General features: G+C 62.1%; 17 protein-coding genes and 1 pseudogene. 9 read left to right on the top strand and 9 right to left on the bottom strand.

Annotated elements, in window-relative coordinates; all coding sequences use genetic code 11:
• Window positions 1–201 precede the first annotated feature (201 nt).
• Both PAA8504_RS11880 and PAA8504_RS11870 read right to left on the bottom strand, forming a co-directional pair.
• Window positions 202–486 (bottom strand): hypothetical protein, encoded by a 285-nt coding sequence (locus PAA8504_RS11880; RefSeq protein ID WP_108894388.1) that lies wholly within the window; start codon window positions 484–486, stop codon window positions 202–204.
• A gap of 905 nt (window positions 487–1,391) precedes the next feature.
• Window positions 1,392–2,387, bottom strand: a complete 996-nt coding sequence (locus PAA8504_RS11870; RefSeq protein ID WP_108894386.1) for a quinone oxidoreductase family protein — start codon at window positions 2,385–2,387, stop codon at window positions 1,392–1,394.
• A gap of 188 nt (window positions 2,388–2,575) precedes the next feature.
• Here PAA8504_RS11870 and PAA8504_RS11865 point away from each other — a divergent pair, with 188 nt between their 5' ends.
• Together PAA8504_RS11865 and PAA8504_RS11860 are read left to right on the top strand one after the other, a co-directional pair.
• Window positions 2,576–3,634 (top strand): aminopeptidase, encoded by a 1,059-nt coding sequence (locus PAA8504_RS11865; RefSeq protein WP_108894385.1) that lies wholly within the window; start codon window positions 2,576–2,578, stop codon window positions 3,632–3,634.
• Window positions 3,631–4,392, top strand: a complete 762-nt coding sequence (locus PAA8504_RS11860) for an alpha/beta fold hydrolase (protein WP_108894384.1) — start codon at window positions 3,631–3,633, stop codon at window positions 4,390–4,392. Before PAA8504_RS11865 ends, PAA8504_RS11860 begins: the two co-directional genes overlap by 4 nt.
• On the opposite strand, the gene PAA8504_RS11855 is transcribed toward PAA8504_RS11860, so the two are convergent.
• On the bottom strand, window positions 4,386–5,162 hold the full coding sequence (locus PAA8504_RS11855; protein ID WP_108894383.1) for a GntR family transcriptional regulator: 777 nt from the start codon (window positions 5,160–5,162) through the stop codon (window positions 4,386–4,388). The two genes, PAA8504_RS11860 and PAA8504_RS11855, sit on opposite strands and share 7 nt — an antisense overlap.
• Before the next feature lie 136 nt (window positions 5,163–5,298).
• On the opposite strand from PAA8504_RS11855, the gene dctP reads away from it, so the two are divergent.
• From dctP to PAA8504_RS11820, 7 genes are all read left to right on the top strand, one after another.
• Window positions 5,299–6,345 (top strand): TRAP transporter substrate-binding protein DctP, encoded by a 1,047-nt coding sequence (gene dctP, locus PAA8504_RS11850; protein WP_181375777.1) that lies wholly within the window; start codon window positions 5,299–5,301, stop codon window positions 6,343–6,345.
• A gap of 75 nt (window positions 6,346–6,420) precedes the next feature.
• Complete coding sequence (locus PAA8504_RS11845) at window positions 6,421–6,906, top strand: TRAP transporter small permease subunit (RefSeq protein ID WP_181375776.1); 486 nt, start codon at window positions 6,421–6,423, stop codon at window positions 6,904–6,906.
• Between the two features lie 3 nt (window positions 6,907–6,909).
• On the top strand, window positions 6,910–8,214 hold the full coding sequence (locus tag PAA8504_RS11840; protein ID WP_108894381.1) for a TRAP transporter large permease: 1,305 nt from the start codon (window positions 6,910–6,912) through the stop codon (window positions 8,212–8,214).
• 688 nt (window positions 8,215–8,902) lie between these two features.
• Window positions 8,903–9,688 (top strand): ATP-binding cassette domain-containing protein, encoded by a 786-nt coding sequence (locus tag PAA8504_RS11835; RefSeq protein ID WP_245897603.1) that lies wholly within the window; start codon window positions 8,903–8,905, stop codon window positions 9,686–9,688.
• A 23-nt stretch (window positions 9,689–9,711) separates the two neighbouring features.
• On the top strand, window positions 9,712–10,698 hold the full coding sequence (locus tag PAA8504_RS11830; RefSeq protein ID WP_181375775.1) for an autoinducer 2 ABC transporter substrate-binding protein: 987 nt from the start codon (window positions 9,712–9,714) through the stop codon (window positions 10,696–10,698).
• Window positions 10,699–10,765: 67 nt separating this feature from the next.
• The gene (locus tag PAA8504_RS11825) at window positions 10,766–11,668 is read left to right on the top strand and encodes an ABC transporter permease (RefSeq protein WP_181375774.1); all 903 of its coding nucleotides are present in this window, start codon (window positions 10,766–10,768) and stop codon (window positions 11,666–11,668) included.
• On the top strand, window positions 11,665–12,633 hold the full coding sequence (locus tag PAA8504_RS11820; protein WP_146190489.1) for an ABC transporter permease: 969 nt from the start codon (window positions 11,665–11,667) through the stop codon (window positions 12,631–12,633). The genes PAA8504_RS11825 and PAA8504_RS11820 overlap by 4 nt, the downstream gene beginning before the upstream one ends.
• On the opposite strand, the gene PAA8504_RS11815 is transcribed toward PAA8504_RS11820, so the two are convergent.
• The 6 genes and pseudogenes from PAA8504_RS11815 to PAA8504_RS21795 all read right to left on the bottom strand — a co-directional run bounded on the left by PAA8504_RS11815 (window position 12,634) and on the right by PAA8504_RS21795 (window position 18,052).
• The gene (locus PAA8504_RS11815; protein ID WP_108894376.1) at window positions 12,634–13,635 is read right to left on the bottom strand and encodes an SIS domain-containing protein; all 1,002 of its coding nucleotides are present in this window, start codon (window positions 13,633–13,635) and stop codon (window positions 12,634–12,636) included. It lies immediately after the preceding gene.
• 14 nt (window positions 13,636–13,649) lie between these two features.
• Window positions 13,650–14,591, bottom strand: coding sequence for an eIF2B alpha/beta/delta subunit family protein (locus tag PAA8504_RS11810; protein WP_181375773.1), 942 nt, complete (start codon window positions 14,589–14,591; stop codon window positions 13,650–13,652).
• Window positions 14,584–15,513: a carbohydrate kinase family protein gene (locus PAA8504_RS11805; RefSeq protein ID WP_108894374.1), complete on the bottom strand. Its 930-nt coding sequence runs from the start codon at window positions 15,511–15,513 to the stop codon at window positions 14,584–14,586. The genes PAA8504_RS11810 and PAA8504_RS11805 overlap by 8 nt, the downstream gene beginning before the upstream one ends.
• Window position 15,514: 1 nt before the next feature.
• Complete coding sequence (locus PAA8504_RS11800; protein WP_146190488.1) at window positions 15,515–16,705, bottom strand: PfkB family carbohydrate kinase; 1,191 nt, start codon at window positions 16,703–16,705, stop codon at window positions 15,515–15,517.
• A 372-nt stretch (window positions 16,706–17,077) separates the two neighbouring features.
• Window positions 17,078–17,563: pseudogene (locus PAA8504_RS11795) on the bottom strand (DDE-type integrase/transposase/recombinase); the annotation flags it as partial.
• A 192-nt stretch (window positions 17,564–17,755) separates the two neighbouring features.
• Window positions 17,756–18,052 carry a hypothetical protein gene (locus PAA8504_RS21795; protein WP_146190487.1) on the bottom strand — a complete coding sequence of 99 codons (297 nt, stop codon included), beginning with the start codon at window positions 18,050–18,052 and terminating at the stop codon, window positions 17,756–17,758.
• Window positions 18,053–18,452 lie beyond the last annotated feature (400 nt).

Here is an 18,452-nt window from a genome sequence, read left to right as displayed (position 1 = left end):
CTCGCCGCGGCCGTCGGGCGGGGGCGTCCATCGCAGCGTCTCAAACACCCCATGTCCGGCCACCGGACGGCAGTGGCGGGGTTCAGTCCCGCCGCCTGCCGCATCGTCCGTTCGGCCATCCGTTCCATCGCCGGCGACCGCGACCACGATACCGTGGAAAGGGGACCGCCACGGAACAGGACGATCCCCGGGAAGAACGTACTAGAACTCGGCACCCGACCGGATCAGGTGCAGCTTGAAGCGATTGTCGCGCCCGTCGTCATTGCCCGGATCGTCATAGGACAGCAGCACCACGTCGAGCGATCCGTCCCCGTCCACGTCGGCTACGCCCAGCCCCGCGCCGTCCGAGCTGTTGGAATGGCCGTGGAACCTCTGCAGGAGCGACTCACCGCTACTGAGCGTATCCTGTTCGCTCACCGGGGGCAGGTCGGGCGGTGCGTCAATCTCGCCAAGGAAATCCTCAGGGAGGCGACCACGCGTGACCATATCGGTCGGCCTTACGTCGATCGCGGGCTTCTGATCCGAATACTGTCGGTAGGAACTTTTCGAGCATCTCGTTGGAGCGTCGGCGGTACGAGAAGGTGCATCTAAACCCAGCGTATCAATGGAACTGCTTTCTGGCTTTGACTGATCGCATGGCGGATGACGCTACATGAAGTGATTGCGGCGATCGTGCTGATGCTTGCGCTGTGGAAAAACGGCACTGAGTTCGAGCTGTACAAGTAGGCTAACGCCTAACAGGAGTTCTCACGCCGGCAACCGCGTTGAGAGACTTCCCCGAAAGACGGAAGGTAGATCGATCCCGCCTGAGAACGTTGGGCACTGACCCCGCACTCGACATCCTGGGACGGTCCGGCGCCGAATGCCATTGTGGGGGGGGCGACGGATCTATGGCCGACGTGGTCCTGCCACGAGGCGCTCATGGTCTGGTATTACTGGTTTAATCAAGCAAGCCGGCTGCATGGATTGTGGTTGTCCGACGCGCCCGACCAAGGTCCATGTCTGTCTTTCTCACACTCGGCCAAGCCTCCGATGTGGGGTTCCTGCGGAGCATGGATCGCTTGAAGCCCCGGTCAGGATTGACCGACAGGCTGCACGGCAGTGGCTCGGCGGAAAGGATGGGATTGTTACAAGGATTGAACATCCGGGACGCGCGCAGGCTCGTTGTCGGTATCCTCAACCCATAGCGCATGGGATAGGGATGTCCCGGGGCAGGGCGAACACTCGCCATCAGCCCCTTTTGTGCGGCAGATCCCTTCCGATGCGACAGCCTCGCATATCGCCCTGCACGCCTACCGCGCCGCGTGGACGTTCGCTGGCACGCGCATCCCCTTGATGGCGGTCGCGGGCATCGCAATCTGGATGCCCGCGACCCTGAACTGAACCCAGGGTCAGGGTTTCAGTATGCTAATTCCTGTTGTCTTGCGCGCCTCGATCTCGTCATGCGCCCGAGCCGCATCGTTCAGCGCATACCGTTGGTTGATCTCGATCTTCAGCTTGCCGCCCAGAAGCATGGTGAAGAGTTCATTCGCGCGCGACAGAAGCTCGCGCCGGTCGCGCATGAACCAGGCGAACGCAGCCGAGGTTACGTGCAGCGACCCCATCTGGTTCAGCCGGAACAGATCCAGCGGTGGAACTGGCCCCGAGGCAGTCCCGAATGCCACCAGTGTTCCGTTCGGACGTAGCGACGCGAGGGAGGCATCGAAAGTGTCCTTGCCGACCGAGTCGTAGACGACCGGCACGCCTTCCCCGGCCGTCAGACTGCGGACACGTGCCGCGATATCCTCATGCCCCAGAAGGACATGCTCGGCGCCGTTCTTGCGAACGGCCTCGGCTTTCTCCTCGGTTGAGACGACCCCGATCACCCGGCAACCGATTGCACCGGCCCATTGTACCAGAAGCGACCCCACACCGCCGGCGGCGGCGTGAATCAGGATCGTCTGGCCGGGCTCGACCCGGTACGACCCGCGCAGAAGATATTGCGCCGTCAGCCCTTTCGTCACCAGCCCCGCGGCCGTCTCGTCGTCGATCTCGTCGGGCAGGGGGATCAGCCGGTCGGCGGGAAAGTTGCGCGCCTCGGCATAAGACCCGGGCGGGTAGGCGGGCCCGCCTGCGGCATAGGCCACGCGGTCGCCCGGAGCCACATATGTGACGCCGTCGCCTACGGCCTCGACCACGCCGGCCGCCTCACCGCCCAGAACATGCGGCAGCGACGGCAGGGGATAGCGGCCCGCGCGGTTATGAATGTCGGCGAAGTTCAGTCCGATGGCCCGATGGCGGACCCGCGCTTCACCTGGCGCGGGTGGGTCGAGCGTAATGCTGTCAACACTCAGCCTGTCGGACCCGCCATATTCATGAACGCGGATTGCGGTGATCTGATCGGCCATGACCCCTCCATAAAAGTCGACACTATTTGTTCTAGGTGTCGCACAGCCCTTCACGTCGCGCAATCGAATTGCCTGATAATGCCGCTGTAAGGTAGTTTCGGGAGGTGTCGGTGCTAATTTCTCGGACCCTGCTTGACGGTCTGCAAATAAATGTCGACACTTTATGAAGCTGCAGGAGGAAGAGCCGCATGTCGAACCACACCGGGAGCCTGATGACCGGACCCCTCGATCATCTTCGCCGTCCATTCACCCGGAATGTGACGAAGGGGCAGCGGGTACTGGTGATTTCAGATTTCGAACACGACCCCCGCGTCTGGCAGGCTATTATGACGATCCTCGCGGATCTCGGGGCCGAGGCGAGCCTGTCGCTATTCGACCGGCGTCCGGCGGATTATTATGATCCGCCCTCTGGCGTGTGCGAGGCGATGATGGCCTCGGATCTGAATGTGTTGGTGTCGTCGACGGGCATGCTGCATTGCGACGCGAACCTGAAGGCGATGGGGGCGGGTATCCCGGCCTTTTGCCTCGACGGGGGAATGACGCTCGAAATGCTGCAATCCGGCGGCATCACGGAAAGCATGAAGGACATCGCGATCCGTAAACACTTCGTGTCGAAGAACGTCTTTGGAGAGAATCCGCAAACGTGCCGCGTTACGTCGCGCTTTGGAACGGATTTCACCTATTCTGTCGCGGATCGAATAACGAAACCGCCCATGCCCAGCGACGATTTTGACGAATACCGGATCGTCGACTTCGCCAAGGACGAAAACCGGCCAGGCAACAAGCTTCTGTATTACCTCTTTCCGACGGGCGAGTTCAACGTCGCCCCCGTCGAGTACTCGGCCAGCGGAAAGCTGGTGATCGACCTGACGATCCACCATATCGGCCGACTGTATTCCCCCATTGAGTTCACTGTCGAAGATGGTCGGATTGTTCGTATCGACGGCGGCGCCGAGGCGCGCATCCTCCGCGACCATCTGGACCGATGGGGGGACGAGAACGCGTATCTTTGTCCAGCCGAAGCGTCCATTGGGATCAACTCGAAGGCGGTGATCCGGGGAAACCAGCGGGAGGACAAGAATATCTGGGGCACCATGCATTTCGGCCTTGGCACGAATGTCGATGTGGGGGGGTCGATCATGTCGAGCATCCACATGGACGGCGTCATCCTCGAGCCGACCTTGTATGTCGATGGCGAGAAGAGGATCGAGGATGGGCGCTTTTTGGTCCCGGTCGAGCCGTCATGACTGCCTTGGCGTTCGAGCGCGTCGGGCAGGGCGCCCCCCTTGTCTGCCTGCATCCCGTCGGACTGGACCGCCGCTGTTGGGACGAACTCAGTTTATTTCTGTACGATCAGGTCGAGATGATCTGCGTGGATCTGGCAGGCCACGGAGCCTCCGCGGATCGCAGTCCGGACATGGATGTTTGGGATGATGCCGATCTCGTGGCCCGGCTTTTGGCGGATCTGGACATAGGAACCGCGACCGTGATCGGCGTATCGTTCGGCGGCATGATCGCCCAGGCTCTGGCTGTGGCGCATCCGGATCGGGTCGCGGCCCTGATCTGCTGCGCCTGCCCACCCGGGATTTCCGGAGAAAACCGCGATAGCCTCGCCGCGCGCGGTGAACCGGCCCTGAAAGACGGGATGCAGGCAATCGTCGAGACGACCATGGCGCGCTGGTTCACCGACGCATTTCGGGACACTCCGCCGGCCCAGGCCGTTCGTGCGCGCCTGCTTGCGAACAACCCCGAAAACTGGGCCGCAGCCTGGCAGACGATTTCGCGGTTCGATCTACGCGACAAGTTGGCCGAGGTTGACTGCCCCGCGCTTTGCCTTGCAGGGCGCGCTGATCCGGCGACGCCCGAGGCCGCAATGAAAGCTTTGGCCGAGGCGCTTCCGAACTCACGCCTTTTCGTGATCGACGATGCGCCCCACCTGCTGCACATCGAAAGGTCCGACGTGGTCGCGGCCAAGATCCGGTCGTTTCTGGCCGTCGATCAATGACCTTCCGCGGCGGCCTTCTGCAGGGCTTCGAGCGCGCTCAGATGGTTCGACCGGATCAGGGCACGCGCCAAGGTTTCGTCCCGCTGCGTAACCGCGTCCAGGATCTGTGCATGGGTCTTCAGCGATCGCGCCATGCGACCGGGCAGAGACAGCGACAAACGACGATGCGGCAGGGTGCGCAGAAGAAGCGAGTCGATCAGGCGCGCAGCGGTCCGGTTGCGCCCGATATTCGAAAGCGCAGTATAGAACTCGACGTTCGCCCAGACGTAGTCGGGCAGCGCCATTCGACGTTCCGCATCGGCCATCGCGTCGATCAGTCCTGCCAAAAGCGCTATGTCATCCTCGGTCGCGCGGGACACGACATCGCTTGCGACCGTCTCGAACAAAGCTGCGCGGACGCGGTAGATTTCACCGATCTCTTCTATGGGGGGCGTTGCGACGCGGGCGCGGCGCCGGGGCAGCATGTCGATCAGCCCCTCTTTTTCAAGCAACATGAGCGCGTCGCGTATCGGCGTGCGGCTGGTCTTAAAGCGCGTAGCAAGGTCCACCGAGTTCAGTTCGTCCCCCGGCGCACGCAGGCCTTCAATGATCTCGGCGCCGGTTTCGCAGGCGATCTTCGTAACCAGCGAAGGGCGGTCGTACCGCTCCATCAACACGCGCTGGAGGATCAGAAGCGCACGATCGAAGGAGGATGCGTCGAAATTCCGCGGCCGATCCCGGGTGACGCGCTCGAACAGATTCGCTTCGGGTATCGCCGTATTCTTTTCCATGGCGGCAAGACTATCGCGCCGCCCGGCAAGAGCAAAGAGGGCAACAGCCCATTCATATAAAGTGTCGACAGATTGGCGTGTTGGTCATAGACTTCAACTCGGGCGGCAGGGACGCCCCAACGACGGGAGGAGACTCATGAAGACCGAACGGAATGGCGGCGTACCTCGTGCTCTTATGTTCATGGGTATAGCTACAGCATTTAGCTTTTGCGTCAGCTCACAGGTTCTAGCGCAGAATACCACGTGGAAATCCGTCGCGCTGATCCGTGATTCGAAGCAGACGACGGAAAAATGGGCTTGGCTCAACGAAGAGCTTCAGGAAAGGACAGACGGCGCACTATCCCTTGATCTGTCGACATTTGCCGAGCTCGGGCTTACTGGAACCGAGTTCATTCGGTTCATGTCGACCGGACTGGTCGACGCCGGTGAACTGATCACAGGATACGTTTCCGGCGAGGTTCCGATTATAGAGGGCGTCCAGATGATGGGCGTGTATGACGGTCTCGACGAGGCCGAGCAGGCTTACGACGCGTGGACCGAAGCTGTGGTTGCGCCGAACGCGGATAGGATCGGCGGCACGCCCGTCGCGTCATTCGCCTTTGCAAACATGTATCTTTGGTCGACTTTCCCGATGGAGGACCTCGGGTCTCTGGAAGGTAAGAAGGTCCGCGTTTTCTCTACTGCGCAGGCGGACTACCTCACCGAACTCGGCGCGGAACCGGTCACCATTCCGTTGGCTGAAGTGCCGCAGGCATTGGAACGAGGGGTCGTGGATGCGGTTATCACCGGCCCCGACGTCGCCAATCGCACCCAGCTTTATGAGGTCGTCGACTACGTGACCGACCTGATGTTCGGCCCCGGCGCCGGTTGGGTCGTGGTGTCGGATCGCGCCATGTCCCGCCTGGACGAAAACACCCGGACCGAGCTCGAAGGGGTGTGGGACGAACTTCAGACCCGAGGTTGGGAGCTGGCCAACGAAGAGAACCAGACCAACCTCGACGCGGTGATCGAGCAAGGGGTCGAAGCCAAGGTGCCCGTGCCGGACGAATGGAAACCCCGTCTTCAGGAGATCGCCAAAGAGGTGGTGTTGCCGGCTTGGGTCGACCGCGCCGGTGGCGACGCGGCGGTGACGGCTTTCAACGACGCGATCGCCCCCATCGTGGGTGTCGAAGCGGGCGAATAATCGCCTGCGAAAACGGCTTGCCGCGCCCTTGCCGGGCGCGGCCTCTTCGGGAAGCACATGAAAATGAGAACGGTCTTGACCCTCTTCGACCGACTGATCACGGCGATGGCCTGGGCCTCGGGCGCGGTCTTCGTGGCGCTTTCGGTCTATATCACCATCAGCGCTTTGGGCCGGTATTTTGGTCTGTTTTTCACGCGGGGCAATGACGATCTGTCGTCGTTTGCCCTGGCCTTCGGAAGTACCTTCGGGCTGGCCTACGCGCTGAAGATCGACGCCCACGTCCGGGTCGATATCCTGTTCAGCGCCCTGCCTCCCGGCCTTCGGAACGCCCTGTCCACCGTCTCTCTTGCGCTGATGGCACTATTTGCCGGGTTGTTGGCAGTCTACGGCTGGACCCTGTGTTTTGAGTCGTTCGGGCTTGGAACACGCTCTGTCTCGATCGTGCAAACCCCGATCTGGGTGCCGCAAGCCTGCGTGGCGTTCGGCTTCAGCATACTTGCCCTGCAGGCTATTCGCATGATGGTCGAACTTCTTCTCGACCAACTTCGGGTCCGGGGCTGATCCGTGGGCGCCATTCTCCTGACAATTATTTGTATTCTCGGCGTCGGGCTCGGCATCGGGCTTTACGTTTCGGTGACGATCGGGTTCACCGCCCTCGGTGTCGGGCTGATCTTCAGCGACCGCCCGGTGTGGGATGCGCTCTCCTATCTCCCCTATAACGCTGTCACGACTGTCACGCTTCTTGCTTTGCCGCTGTTCATCTTGATGGGCGAACTGCTTCTGCGGTCCGGTATCACCGAGCGGATGTATGACACCGTCTCCAAGTGGCTGAACTGGCTTCCGGGGGGGCTGCTGCACACGAATATCGTCGCTTCAGGGTTATTCGCATGCGTTTCCGGATCCAGCCCGGCGACCGCGGCCACCATTGGGGGCGTTGCCATTCCTTACATGTCGAAGCGTGGCTACGACCAGCGGATGATGCTGGGATCCATTGCAGGTGGTGGGACACTTGGAATTCTGATCCCGCCCAGTATCGTGATGATCGTCTATGCCGTCCTCGCCGGCGAATCCATTGGGCAACTCTACATCGCGGGCGTGGTGCCGGGACTGATTTTGCTGGGCCTATGCCTGGGCGTGATCCTGATCGCCGCAAGGGTCCGCCCCGCGCTCGCGCCGAAGGAGGCATCGACATCCTGGGCCGAGAAGCTGGCCGGCTTGGTCTGGCTTTTGCCAATACTGGGGCTGATCGTAGCCGTACTGGGGTCTATCTATGCGGGCGTTGCCACCCCGACCGAGGCAGCGGCTTTCGGCGTGACAGGGGCGTTGATCATCGCGGCGATGACGGGACGCCTCAGCCTGTCGATGTTGAGGGAGACCTTACTGGCGACGGCCGCCACGACCTCAATGATCATGCTGATCTTGGTCGGAGCGTTCCTTTTGCAATTCGTCATGGCATTCTTGGGATTGCCGGTCGCCATGGCCCGCGCGATCGCGGCTTGGGACTTGTCGACCCTTCAGATCGTCCTGGCATGCTGCGTGATCTATCTCGTGCTCGGCATGTTCATGGAAAGCCTTTCGATGATCGTAATCACCATTCCAGTGCTCATCCCAGTGCTGGACAGTGCGGGCGTGGACCTTCTGTGGTTTGGCATCGTGGTGGTGATGCTGGTCGAAGCTTCTATGATCACACCGCCGGTGGGATTGAATCTGTTCATCATACTTGGACTGGCACGCAGGAACGAACTGAACGATGTCGGCTTCAAAGATGTATTCCTCGGCGTCCTTCCGTTCTTCGGAGCGCTGATCGTTACGCTGATCCTCGTCCTGATTTTCCCGGATCTGGTTTTCTTGCTGGTGCGCCAGATGTAACGCAATCGGCAACCGGTTTCCTGCCGGTCTACGGCTCGAATTCTTTTGAAGCTTCGCCACAAGAGGCCAGCTTGTCTGTCACGATCAACTCAGGCTGATGTGCTTGCGGATCGCTGTTCTAAGTGATTTCGTGCGGACGCTTGTCTTCGCGACGACGCTCATCGCGACTTCACCCCCTTGGTCCACTGCCCGCCGTTGATCGTCACGTACATCCGACTCGACTGCCGCCGCCAGTGGTTCGACAGCGGCCCTCGATCCTACGTTCGTGGTTCTGAACCCGCGACCCTTGGTCCGAACCGACACAGCCAAAAGCAGACCGTCTCGTGGCTGACATTGGCGCCGCATTCCCACCGTAGGACCGTCGCGCCCCCCAGCCACAGTGGGCACCAGACGTTCATCGTCACAGCGAGGCGAACGATCTGGGGCTGGTTTCGAACCATTTGAAGGGGCTGGGTTTTGTCACGGGCTGACGCTGACCGCGCCATGCCTCGTCTCAAGCTTGGTTTCCCCGACAGTGCCGGCACGTCTCAGGTGCGAGGTCCGCAACAAGGCCATCGCGATTGGTTACCGGCGCGGAAATCGGCCGAACGCTGAAGATTTATACAAAGAAAAAGTTTGACTTCCCATCTTCGCTACGTGGACACTTATGAAAGTGAAACGTTTCAATTTCATCAGGAGGTGAGACGGAGTGCCGGATACGCTGAAGATTTCCATGCAAGGTATCGTCAAGCGGTTCGGCGGCGTGGTGGCCTTGGACTCGGTCGATTTCGAACTGCGCCCGGGCGAGGTTATGGCGCTCGTCGGCGACAACGGCGCCGGCAAATCGACCCTCGTCAAGACGCTTGCCGGGGCGCACACCCCCGACGAGGGAGTGATGAAGCTCAATGGCGAGAGGGTTCGATTCACGTCGCCTCAGGATGCCTGGAACCGTGGCGTGGCGACGATTTTCCAAGAGCTCGCCCTGGCCGGCAAGATGACGATTGCCGACAATATTTTCCTCGGGCGCGAGGTCACCCGCAAGGTTGCCGGCATCGCGTTTCTCGACCGCCGCGCCATGCGCAGACGCAGCAAGGAATTGCTGAAAGAGCTCGATGTCGTGGTACCCGATATTCATACTTGGGTCGAGCACCTGTCAGGCGGCCAACGGCAGGGTGTTGCCATCGCTCGGGCCCTGAACATCGACGCAGACGTGATTGTGATGGACGAGCCGACAGCCGCCTTGGCCGTGGCCGAAGTGCGCAAGGTTCTTGAATTCATCAAGACGCTGCGGCGTCAAGGAAAGTCCGTCGTCCTCATTTCGCATAACGTGCAAGACGTCTTCGAAGTGTCGGACCGCATCACCGTGCTCAGGCGTGGCCGGCGGATCGGACTTCTCGAAACCGACAAGACCACCCCCGAAGAAGTGGTCGGGTACATCACCGGAGCGGCCGAGACCAAGTCGCGCCGGGCGGTGGCCCAAGAAACCCCAGCATGAAAAGTCAGCACGGAGAAACGGATATGTCCTTCAAGAAAACGCTTCTGGGCGGGGTCGCGCTCGGCCTGACGGTCGCGCTGCCCGCGGCCGCGCAGGACGACACGACGCAAATCGCCTTCATCCCGCAAATTGCGGGCATCCCCTATTACGTCGCCATGGAGGAAGGCGCCCAGCGCGCGGCCGAGCAGCTTGGCGTCGAATACGTACAGGAAGGCCCGACCAGTACGAATGCCGCCGACCAACTGCGCATCTTCGAGAGCTTCGTGAACCAGGGCTTCGACGTGATCGCGATCTCGCCACTGGACGAGGAAACGCTGAAGCCCGCGATCTCGCGCGCTTTGGAGCAGGACATCGTCGTACTTACCTCGGACGCGGACGCGCCGGGCAGCGACCGCCAGTACTTCGTCGCGCAGGCGCTGGACCAGGATCTTGGCTATACTTTGCTGGACGAGACGGTCGAGCGCATCGGCGACAGCGGGAAGATCGCCATCGTGTCGGATTCACCGACCATCCAGTCGATGCAGAACTGGATCGCAGCCATCGAGGAACGTGCCGAAACCACCTATCCCGATATAGAAATCGTATCGGTCGACCACACCGACGGGACAGCCCAGCGCGCCTATCAGTTCGCAACCGACGCGATGACCCGCAATCCTGACTTGAAGGCGGTTCTCGGCATGGCATCGACCACCTGTCCGGGCATCGCGCAGGCCGTGGAAGCGGCCGGTGCCTCGGATGAAGTGCTGACCGCCGGGTATTGCTCGCCCAACACGGCCCGCGACGCCATCAAGTCCGGCGCGATGGACTTCTCGGTCCTGTGGAACCCCGCCGACCTGGGATACCTCACCGTGTGGGTCGGCAATGAACTGGCAAATGGCGGAGAGATCACCGATAGCTTCGAAGTCGACGGGCTGGAACAGACCATCGAGTACATGCCTGAAAACGACGTGATCCTGCTCGGACCGCCCGCGGTCTTCACGGAAGAGAACGTGGACGACTTTGACTTCTGAGGTCAGTTCACCGCGTCCTGCGCAACAATCCCCCTCCCGCCCATTCAAGATCGGGCGAGAGGGACTTTTGCTGGCCGCCCTCGCATTGCTGTGCGTGGTCTTCGCCAGCCAGTCCGAATTCTTCCTTTCAGAACGCAATTTCACAACGATCCTGCGCAACTCGGTCGATCTGGCAGTGATCTGCGCAGGCATGACCATCGTCATCATCCTCGGCGGTATTGACGTAAGTGTCGGCGGCATCGTCGCAGTCTCAGCGGTACTCATCGGACGGGCCTATCAACTGGGGATGCCTGACTGGGTCGTGGTGCCCGTGGGCCTGGCCGCGGGTGCGCTTCTGGGCGCGCTGAACGGTGCGATCATTTCCAAGAGCCGCGTACCGCCAATCGTCGCGACGCTGGGCACCATGTATATCTACATTGCGGTCCTGTTCCTCGTCATCGGAGGGGTCTGGATCAGCGGTTTGCCGAACACCCTCTCCTTCCTCGTACTTGGAGACGCCTTCGGCGTTCCATCGGGCGTCTTCGTAATTGGCGCTGTCTATGTGTTTTCGTGGCTTCTGCTGCGCTGGACACCGTGGGGGCAGCGAGTGGTCGCCATCGGCTGTGACGAGGTCGCGGCGCGGCTGAATGGCATCCGCGTGGATCGCACGAAGATTCAGGCCTACGCGCTTCTCGGGGTCTTCGCGGGTATCGCAGCAATTCTGTATGTCGCGCGGCTACGAAACGTCGAGGTGAACATCGGCACGAACATCGCGCTCGAGGCCATCGCCGCTACGATCCTCGGCGGTGCGAACATCCGTGGCGGCGTCGGCAGTCTGATCGGAACTCTGATGGGCGTGGTCTTCATCAAGATGACCCAGAACGGTCTCGTTCTGATCGGAGTGTCGTCCTTGTGGGAGACCGTCGTGATCGGCGCTCTTCTGATTATCGTCCTGATCCTCGACTCGTTGGAAACCCGGAGGACATCTTGAAAGACCCGCTCACGCAAAGGCTGTTATTCCTATGCGGCTTGCTGGTTGCGGCCTTCATCGCCGGATCCCTCTTGTCATCGCATTTTTTACAGGCCTCTACCGTCGGTTACCTGCTGCAATACGTGCCGGTGCTGGGCGTGCTGGGGATGGCACAGACGCTGGTGATGCTGTCGGGCGGGCCCGGGATCGACCTGTCCATCGGTGCGACCATGTCGCTGGTCGGCCTGGCAATCGCGGGCTTGTTCGGCCTTGGCGTACCACTGCTGGTCGCTTGTCTTATCGGCCTCGTGATCGGAGGGGTACTGGGCGCCGTGAACGCGTTCCTTGTTTGCGTGATGCGTGTTCCCTCGCTCATGGGCACGCTGGCTACGTTCTTCGCCTATTCCGGCCTTGCGCTGGCTTTAACGGGCGGCTCGCCCATTGGTGGGATCCCCGAATGGTTCGGGGTCCTGTCACAGGGCCGCTTCCTCGGGGTGCCCATCCATATGTGGGTGGTCTTCGTACCCCTCGCTGTGGGGCTGCACGTGATGCTGTCTATGACCCGGTTCGGGGCGCACATCTACGCGGCAGGAAATGACGAAAGAGCGGCGTTCCTGTCGGGCGTTAACGTCTGGCGCCTGCGCTTCACGCTCTACTGTCTTAGCGGCGTGATCGCGGCTCTGGCCGCCATCATGACGTTGTCGTGGTTCCAGGCCGCCCGGCCCGATGCGGGCGAAGGGATGGAACTTCTGTCGGTCACCATCGCCGTGCTGGGCGGCGCGCATATCTTCGGCGGAATCGGGCGCATCTCTGGCACCGTTCTTGCCGTGCTGATCGTGACGACACTTCAGGTGGCCCTGCAGTTGGCGAACATCTCGCAAGCCTGGCAACTGGCCGCCATCGGAATTCTGCTGATCGGCAGCGTCATGGCCGACAATGCGGTGGGCGACAAGCTGCGCGCGCGGGCCCGACGCGCAGCCTCCTGATCAGCTTGCGGTCCAGCCGAACCAATCGTTCTGAACAGCGCCCGCGTCCGAGCCGCGGGCAGGATCGGTAACATCGAGCCCCCGTGCCTCGGCCAAGGCGAGGCAGAGCGTCTGGCAAAACAGCCCGGCCTCGAGCGCGACGAGCAGCGGGCCTTCTTCGCCCGCGAACCCGGCATGGCTGACCGATAGCCCAAGCCGCCTAAGGCCGTCCTTCATCGCCAAAGTGCGCGAATCCGCCACGTGTCCTGACCCGCACAGCACTGCATGATCGCCTGGTCGCAGCATGAATTGCGCGCCGTGCGCGAAATTCTCGGCCTCGAACGTCCAGGCCGGAAGGCCCCCCGCCTCGTGCAGCTTGGCCGCGCCGTATCCGGCCGAGCCCAGCGCCGCGTCGCCCCCTAAAAAGAAGAACCGCGCCTCAGGGGACAGATCCGTAGCGGCCGATTGCGCCTGGTCCAACGCGGCTTCGGTCCGTCGTTCGAACATCGCGCGTATGGACGGGCCGTCGATCTCGCCCGCCAGCGCAGCCAGCGCCAGAAGCGTGACGTGATAGTCCAACCCGTGCGGGATCGCGCGGCTGACCGGCTCGTAGGGCAACGGCAAGACATCGTCCGCGGTCCGCGCCAAGGCGCTGTCGGTCTTGAGCGTCACGGCGACGGTACGCGCTCCGGTCTTGCCCGCCGACGCGACCGCCTCGATGGTACGACGGGTGGAGCCTGAAATACTGACAGCTACCACTGTGTCGCCCGCCTCGATCTCGCCCGACCAAAGCATCTGGGCGGCGGAGGCAGCGCGGACGGTCCAGCCCTTCGCACGATAAAGATGCGTCAGGCTCTGTGCCGCGAAGAGACTGTCGCCGCACCCGCCAAGCCAGATCGTGCGGTTTTTCGGCGGTCGGATACGCGCGGCCGTCTCCGACAACGGGGCCGCTGCCTCGGCCAGGGTGCACGGCTGCTCGTCCAGTTCGCGGCGCATCAACGCGTGGCTTTCCGAAGGCGTCATCGGCCGTGCTCCTTTCAGGCTTCGCGGGTCGCTACGGCGGCGGCAACGTCTGCGGGCGCGAGCGACCCAATCTCGGTCAGGATAGATGTGACCAGTTCGGGCGGAACGATCTCCAATTCCGGCGCGGCGGTACTGGCCGCCTCACCATCGCGCAACAGGAAGTCGTAGTCCCGCAACGCGGGCGGCGGCAGGTTGGCGGCAAGCCTGTCGCCGACCTTGAACAGGTCTGCAGCCCCGTGGACCGGGACGCCCAGCGCCCTTGCACAACGCGCTGCAAGCGTCGAGCCGATGGTGTTGCTGATGCCGCCGTCTACTGTGACGCTCTCGGCGCCCAGTAGCACCGCGTCGGACTGCGACACGGCATAGTCCAGCGCGGCGTCGGGCAGGAACCGTATCGGAACGCCGAGATCCGCAAGCGCGGTCATGTAACGTCGCCCCCCGTCGATCGCCCGGCTCTCGGGTATGACGATGGCGTCGAGCCCGTCGTCGCCCGCCATCGCGCGGACAAGATCAGCGACCGTGCTCGAATAGTCGTAGATCAACGGGCACCTGACCCCCGAGAGGGCCGCGACGCCCTTCTCGATAAGATCGCTCCGCCTGCGATTGGCAGCGTCGCCCCAGTCGGCCGCCCGAGTCTCTAGGAGTTCGGCCGCCTCGTCCGCCGACATCTCCGCGACGCCAGCCGTCTGCCAGCGGAGCGCGTTTGCGACGATGGGCGCCCCGATCCCCCGCGTTTCTTCGATGAACCGTGCCAGTTCCAGCGCCTCGTCGCGCCCCGTCGGCCGGGCCACTCGCGCGACGCGCGCCACCAGCGGCAGTGCGAGCGACACATGGTTCGACGCCCCCAGAACGCCTTCATCGACGATGTCACGCAGGCCGTCCATCGTGTGTTCGTCGGGCGGGGGAAAGTCCTTGTCACGGCACAGCTTGGCGAACTCGAAACGGCGGTCAGGCATTTGACCTCTCCGGTGCCCGGCGCCCGAGAAAGGCCTCGACTTCGGCACGTGTGGGCAGACCGTCTTGCGCGCCGTATGACCGGATCGATATCGCGGCCGCTGCATTTGCAAAGCCGAGCGCAGCCTCAGCACTCTCGCCGCCTAAATGCGCGTGAAGATATGCGGCGGCGAAGGCATCGCCCGCGCCTGACGTGTCCGTGACGCCAACGGAATGGCCGTCGACCTCGGTCGTCGTATCCGCGGTCTCGACGCGCGCACCCTGGCTGCCCAGCGTGGTCACGATAGTCCGGTTGGACTGCGCCCTTAGCGGAGCCAACCGACCTTCGATCTGCTTGCGGCTTTGTTCGCTGACGAAAAGGAGGTCGACCTGCTCGACCAACTCCGCCACCTGTCCGCCGTCGGCTGGCAAATCTGCCGCCTCAAGGTCCAGCGAGATCGAAACGCCGGCTGCGCGCGCCAGCGAGATCGCCCGCTCGGCAAGGTCGTGTCGCGTAAAGGTCAGGTGCATGTGCGCAACCCCGTCGAAGGCCGCAGGCTTCACGTCGCGGGGCTGCGGCAGATAGGCCGGGCTGACCGCTTTCACCAGCGACTTCTCGCCCTCGTCGTCCACCATGATGACGCAAAAGAACGTCGCCACGCCGGGCAGGTTGGTGACGTGGGAGAGGTCGAGCGCTTCGCGCCGCAGCGCCGCCAGCGCCTCTCGCCCCATGGCGTCGTCGCCGACTGTTCCGAGAAGGCGCGTCTTTGTTCCCAGGCGGCTGGCCCCGACAGCAACGTTTGCGGCCATGCCACCGGCAGTCTGCGCCACGCGCGCGCCATCTACCTTCTGATCCCGACCGGGCGGGCTTGGCACCCGGATGATGATGTCCATGTCGATATCACCGATACACAGGAGCACGGGCGAGTGGGGCAATTCGGTCATGCTATGCGCCGGCCTCCGCTACCTCGATCGCTCCAAGCTCCCGCGCGGTCGCTAACCTGCCCTGTGCGCCAAGCGACGTCATCGACAGGCTGGCCCCGTGTACGGCATGAGAGAGCGCGGCGTCGAAGGAGCCGTGCGCGAGCCACGAGGCGAGGAAGATTCCCGTGAAGGCGTCGCCTGCGCCGGTGGCGTCGGCGATTTCGACCACGGGAACCGGGCAGTCGACCGCGGGCAGGCCCGGCCGCAGAAGCGTCGCGCCATCGGCTCCACGGGTCAGCAGAATTGCCTTGCTCCGCGCGCGGGACGTGAAGTCGAAAAGTTTCTGGGGGTCGTCGGAGAGACCGGGCACCAGGCGAGCGAGGCCATCCAGCGTATCCTGGTTCAGAAAAAGCAGATCGAAGGTCTCGATCATCGCCCTGGCAGCGTCCTCCGTCCATTCGACGGGCAGACCGGCGGAGTGCAGCGAGATCAAGTAGCCGGCGGCGTGCAGATCGTCCTTCACCTCCTTGGCGGCCGAGAGATGAAAGCCGTCGAAATGAACGCATGCGGGCGCCTCGTGCGGTGCCCGGTGCGACAGGTGCCGGGCGAGAAAGTCCACCGGGATCTCGAAGGGCTCATTGACGATTGTCCGCCGACCGCCATCCTCGACCAGCACGATGCACCGCGACAGCCGGGCCCCCGGTTGCTGAAATGCCCCGCTGACGTCGATCTGCACGGCGGCCAGTTCTTCTAGGACCCAAAGACTGTCGGCGTCGTTGCCCAAGTGCGTTACCAGTTCAACGGCAATATCAAGAGGTGCGCCTAGCCCCGCCGCGAAGGCTGCGACGTTGGCCGCCGGTCCGCCGAGCATCTTTTCGATGGATTGCGAGGTCGCGCGATCACCCGGGTGGGGAACTTCCCCGATCCGCACCATGTAGTCGATAGAGACGTATCCGACCGAGATCAGCCGGGGCACGTCAAGCCGCGCCGCCGGCTTTTGACGTGGCCGGCGCGCGATAAGCGAACGCGCAAGGCTGTTTGGACGGTAATCCAACGTGGTAATCGCATCGAGTACGGCCTCTCGCGCCGACTTGGAGACCGACTTGCTGTTGTTGAGGACATGCGAAACCGTTCCGACCGATACATTGGCGAGACCCGCCACATCCCGGATGGTGGCGCGACGACCCTGTGATCTGCCTTCAATCTTTCCCAAGGCCACCTCGCGATCACGACTCCGTTGAAACGTTTCACCGATCCCACCTTGCCTGTCAACGACTACACGCTGAGCGTTCCAAACCGAAACCTAGAAACACGCCTTTGCGGAGATTAACGCGTGTCCTCGGTTATTTCGGCCAGTCAGCAACTGCCAATCGAACCTGCAACTTCGGCACTAAACTTTATTGCAGCCTAGGTGGTCTGTCCCGGCTGAAGATGGCGATGGCCCCGTTATACTGAATTAACGGAATACGGGATGTTGGGAGCGACTGGCTGCCCAAGCGCTCCACCGTAATGCTTGACGCTAAGCTATACCGCTTAAGCGGCGTGAACCGCCCCGGCTTTATCGGAGAGCGTTTCGTTCAACGGGTCAGGCGGCCTTATCGCGGGGTTGGGGCTGTTCAAGATGTCGTCGCTCAGCTTCTGCCGGCGGGATGTAACCTATCGAGCCCAAGAGCCGATGCTGGTTGCACCAATCCGCCCAATGGAAGGTCTCCCATTCGACCGCCTGCATGGTTTTCCAGGGGCCGAGCTGCTTGATGACCTTGGTCTTGAACGGGCCGATGACGCTTTCCGCGAGCGCGTTATCGTATGAGTCACCCACCGTGCCGACGGATGGATCGACCTCTGCATCTGCCAGGCGTTCAGGGTACTTGATGGAGAGATATTGCGATCCGCGGTCCGAATGATGGATCAAGCTCTTGTTCCCTATGGGCTTTCTTTGCCGTAGCGCCTGCTCGAGTGCATCGAGGACAAACTGGCTGGTCATCGAGGTCGATACCCGCCAGCCCACGACCCGACGGGCGAATACGTCGATGACAAACGCGACGTAGACGGTCCCCGACCAAGTCGGGACATTCGGGCGGTTCAGGAGCGATGTAGGTTTCACGGCGGGGCGTCGACCGGACCAAAGATGCCAGATGGACGCGAACGGTTAGCCGAGGCGCAAATGCAGCGCTGGGCGAAATGGCGGCTGAGAGGCTGCGAGTTGATTGAGGCAGGTTTGGTCGCTCCCAGCTTTGCCAAGATGATAGCGCTGGTTAATTGATTAGGACATGCCGGGCATGGAACCGCTTAGCGCGGCAACCGTAGAGACGAACACCTCCTTGGAAACCTCGGGCGAGCCCTCATCTGCCAGCACTTCGCATGGCACGATAAAGCCCCAAGTTCCATCAGCGCGCAGAAGCAGCATAGAACCAGGTTCCGGCTCCAAGGCCGGAATAGAGCGGTCGACTAAAAAAAATCGCATCTTCGGCGGATTGGCTCCGGCTTGTTTGTCCATTGTTCGGGTCAACGCTACCCGTTCATTCTGTTCTCGATCCTGCCGAGCGAGATCAGCACCCATCGCGGCCAAGTCCCAAGCGCCTGCTTCCGGCATTTTGCGCAGACTTTCTTGAAGGCCTTTGAGGGCCAGGTTCGGTTCGTCCAGTTTATCGGGGCGTTAATTCTTGCGACGAGCTTCCAGCCAGCGCGACAGGTCGTGAATGCGGCGCATCAGCGGCGGTCTAAGGAGCAACAGTGATGCAGCTTGGAGGAAAATAACGACACCTGCGACGGTTTCGCCGTAGCCCCCAGACCATCTAAGAAGCTCATCCCAGAAGAACCACAACGGAATTCCAGGCAGGAGAAGGAGACCAACTGAAAACCATCCCTCGTAAGCGTCTGCTACATTCCTTGGGGTCATGGCCGCCGGAATTTAAGTTAATTTGCCCGCACAGTAGCCTCCCAGCCGGCTCAAGTCATCC

The sequence above is a fragment of the Palleronia abyssalis genome (genome assembly GCF_900302445.1).
In the GTDB taxonomy this organism is placed as follows: domain Bacteria; phylum Pseudomonadota; class Alphaproteobacteria; order Rhodobacterales; family Rhodobacteraceae; genus Palleronia; species Palleronia abyssalis.
Note: the sequence above shows the minus strand (reverse complement) of the source record. Positions and strands in the feature narration are given on the sequence as shown.

Excerpts from the sequence above, each read along its gene's own strand:
- PAA8504_RS11815 (WP_108894376.1), bottom strand. The coding sequence starts at position 13,635 with ATGACGCCTTCGGAAAGCCACGCGTTGATGCGCCGCGAACTGGACGAG.
- PAA8504_RS11880 (WP_108894388.1), bottom strand. The coding sequence starts at position 486 with ATGGTCACGCGTGGTCGCCTCCCTGAGGATTTCCTTGGCGAGATTGAC.
- PAA8504_RS11865 (WP_108894385.1), top strand. The coding sequence starts at position 2,576 with ATGTCGAACCACACCGGGAGCCTGATGACCGGACCCCTCGATCATCTT.
- PAA8504_RS11810 (WP_181375773.1), bottom strand. The coding sequence starts at position 14,591 with ATGCCTGACCGCCGTTTCGAGTTCGCCAAGCTGTGCCGTGACAAGGAC.
- PAA8504_RS11860 (WP_108894384.1), top strand. The coding sequence starts at position 3,631 with ATGACTGCCTTGGCGTTCGAGCGCGTCGGGCAGGGCGCCCCCCTTGTC.
- PAA8504_RS11870 (WP_108894386.1), bottom strand. The coding sequence starts at position 2,387 with ATGGCCGATCAGATCACCGCAATCCGCGTTCATGAATATGGCGGGTCC.
- PAA8504_RS11855 (WP_108894383.1), bottom strand. The coding sequence starts at position 5,162 with ATGGAAAAGAATACGGCGATACCCGAAGCGAATCTGTTCGAGCGCGTC.
- PAA8504_RS11830 (WP_181375775.1), top strand. The coding sequence starts at position 9,712 with ATGTCCTTCAAGAAAACGCTTCTGGGCGGGGTCGCGCTCGGCCTGACG.
- PAA8504_RS21795 (WP_146190487.1), bottom strand. The coding sequence starts at position 18,052 with ATGGGTGCTGATCTCGCTCGGCAGGATCGAGAACAGAATGAACGGGTA.
- dctP (WP_181375777.1), top strand. The coding sequence starts at position 5,299 with ATGAAGACCGAACGGAATGGCGGCGTACCTCGTGCTCTTATGTTCATG.
- PAA8504_RS11805 (WP_108894374.1), bottom strand. The coding sequence starts at position 15,513 with ATGACCGAATTGCCCCACTCGCCCGTGCTCCTGTGTATCGGTGATATC.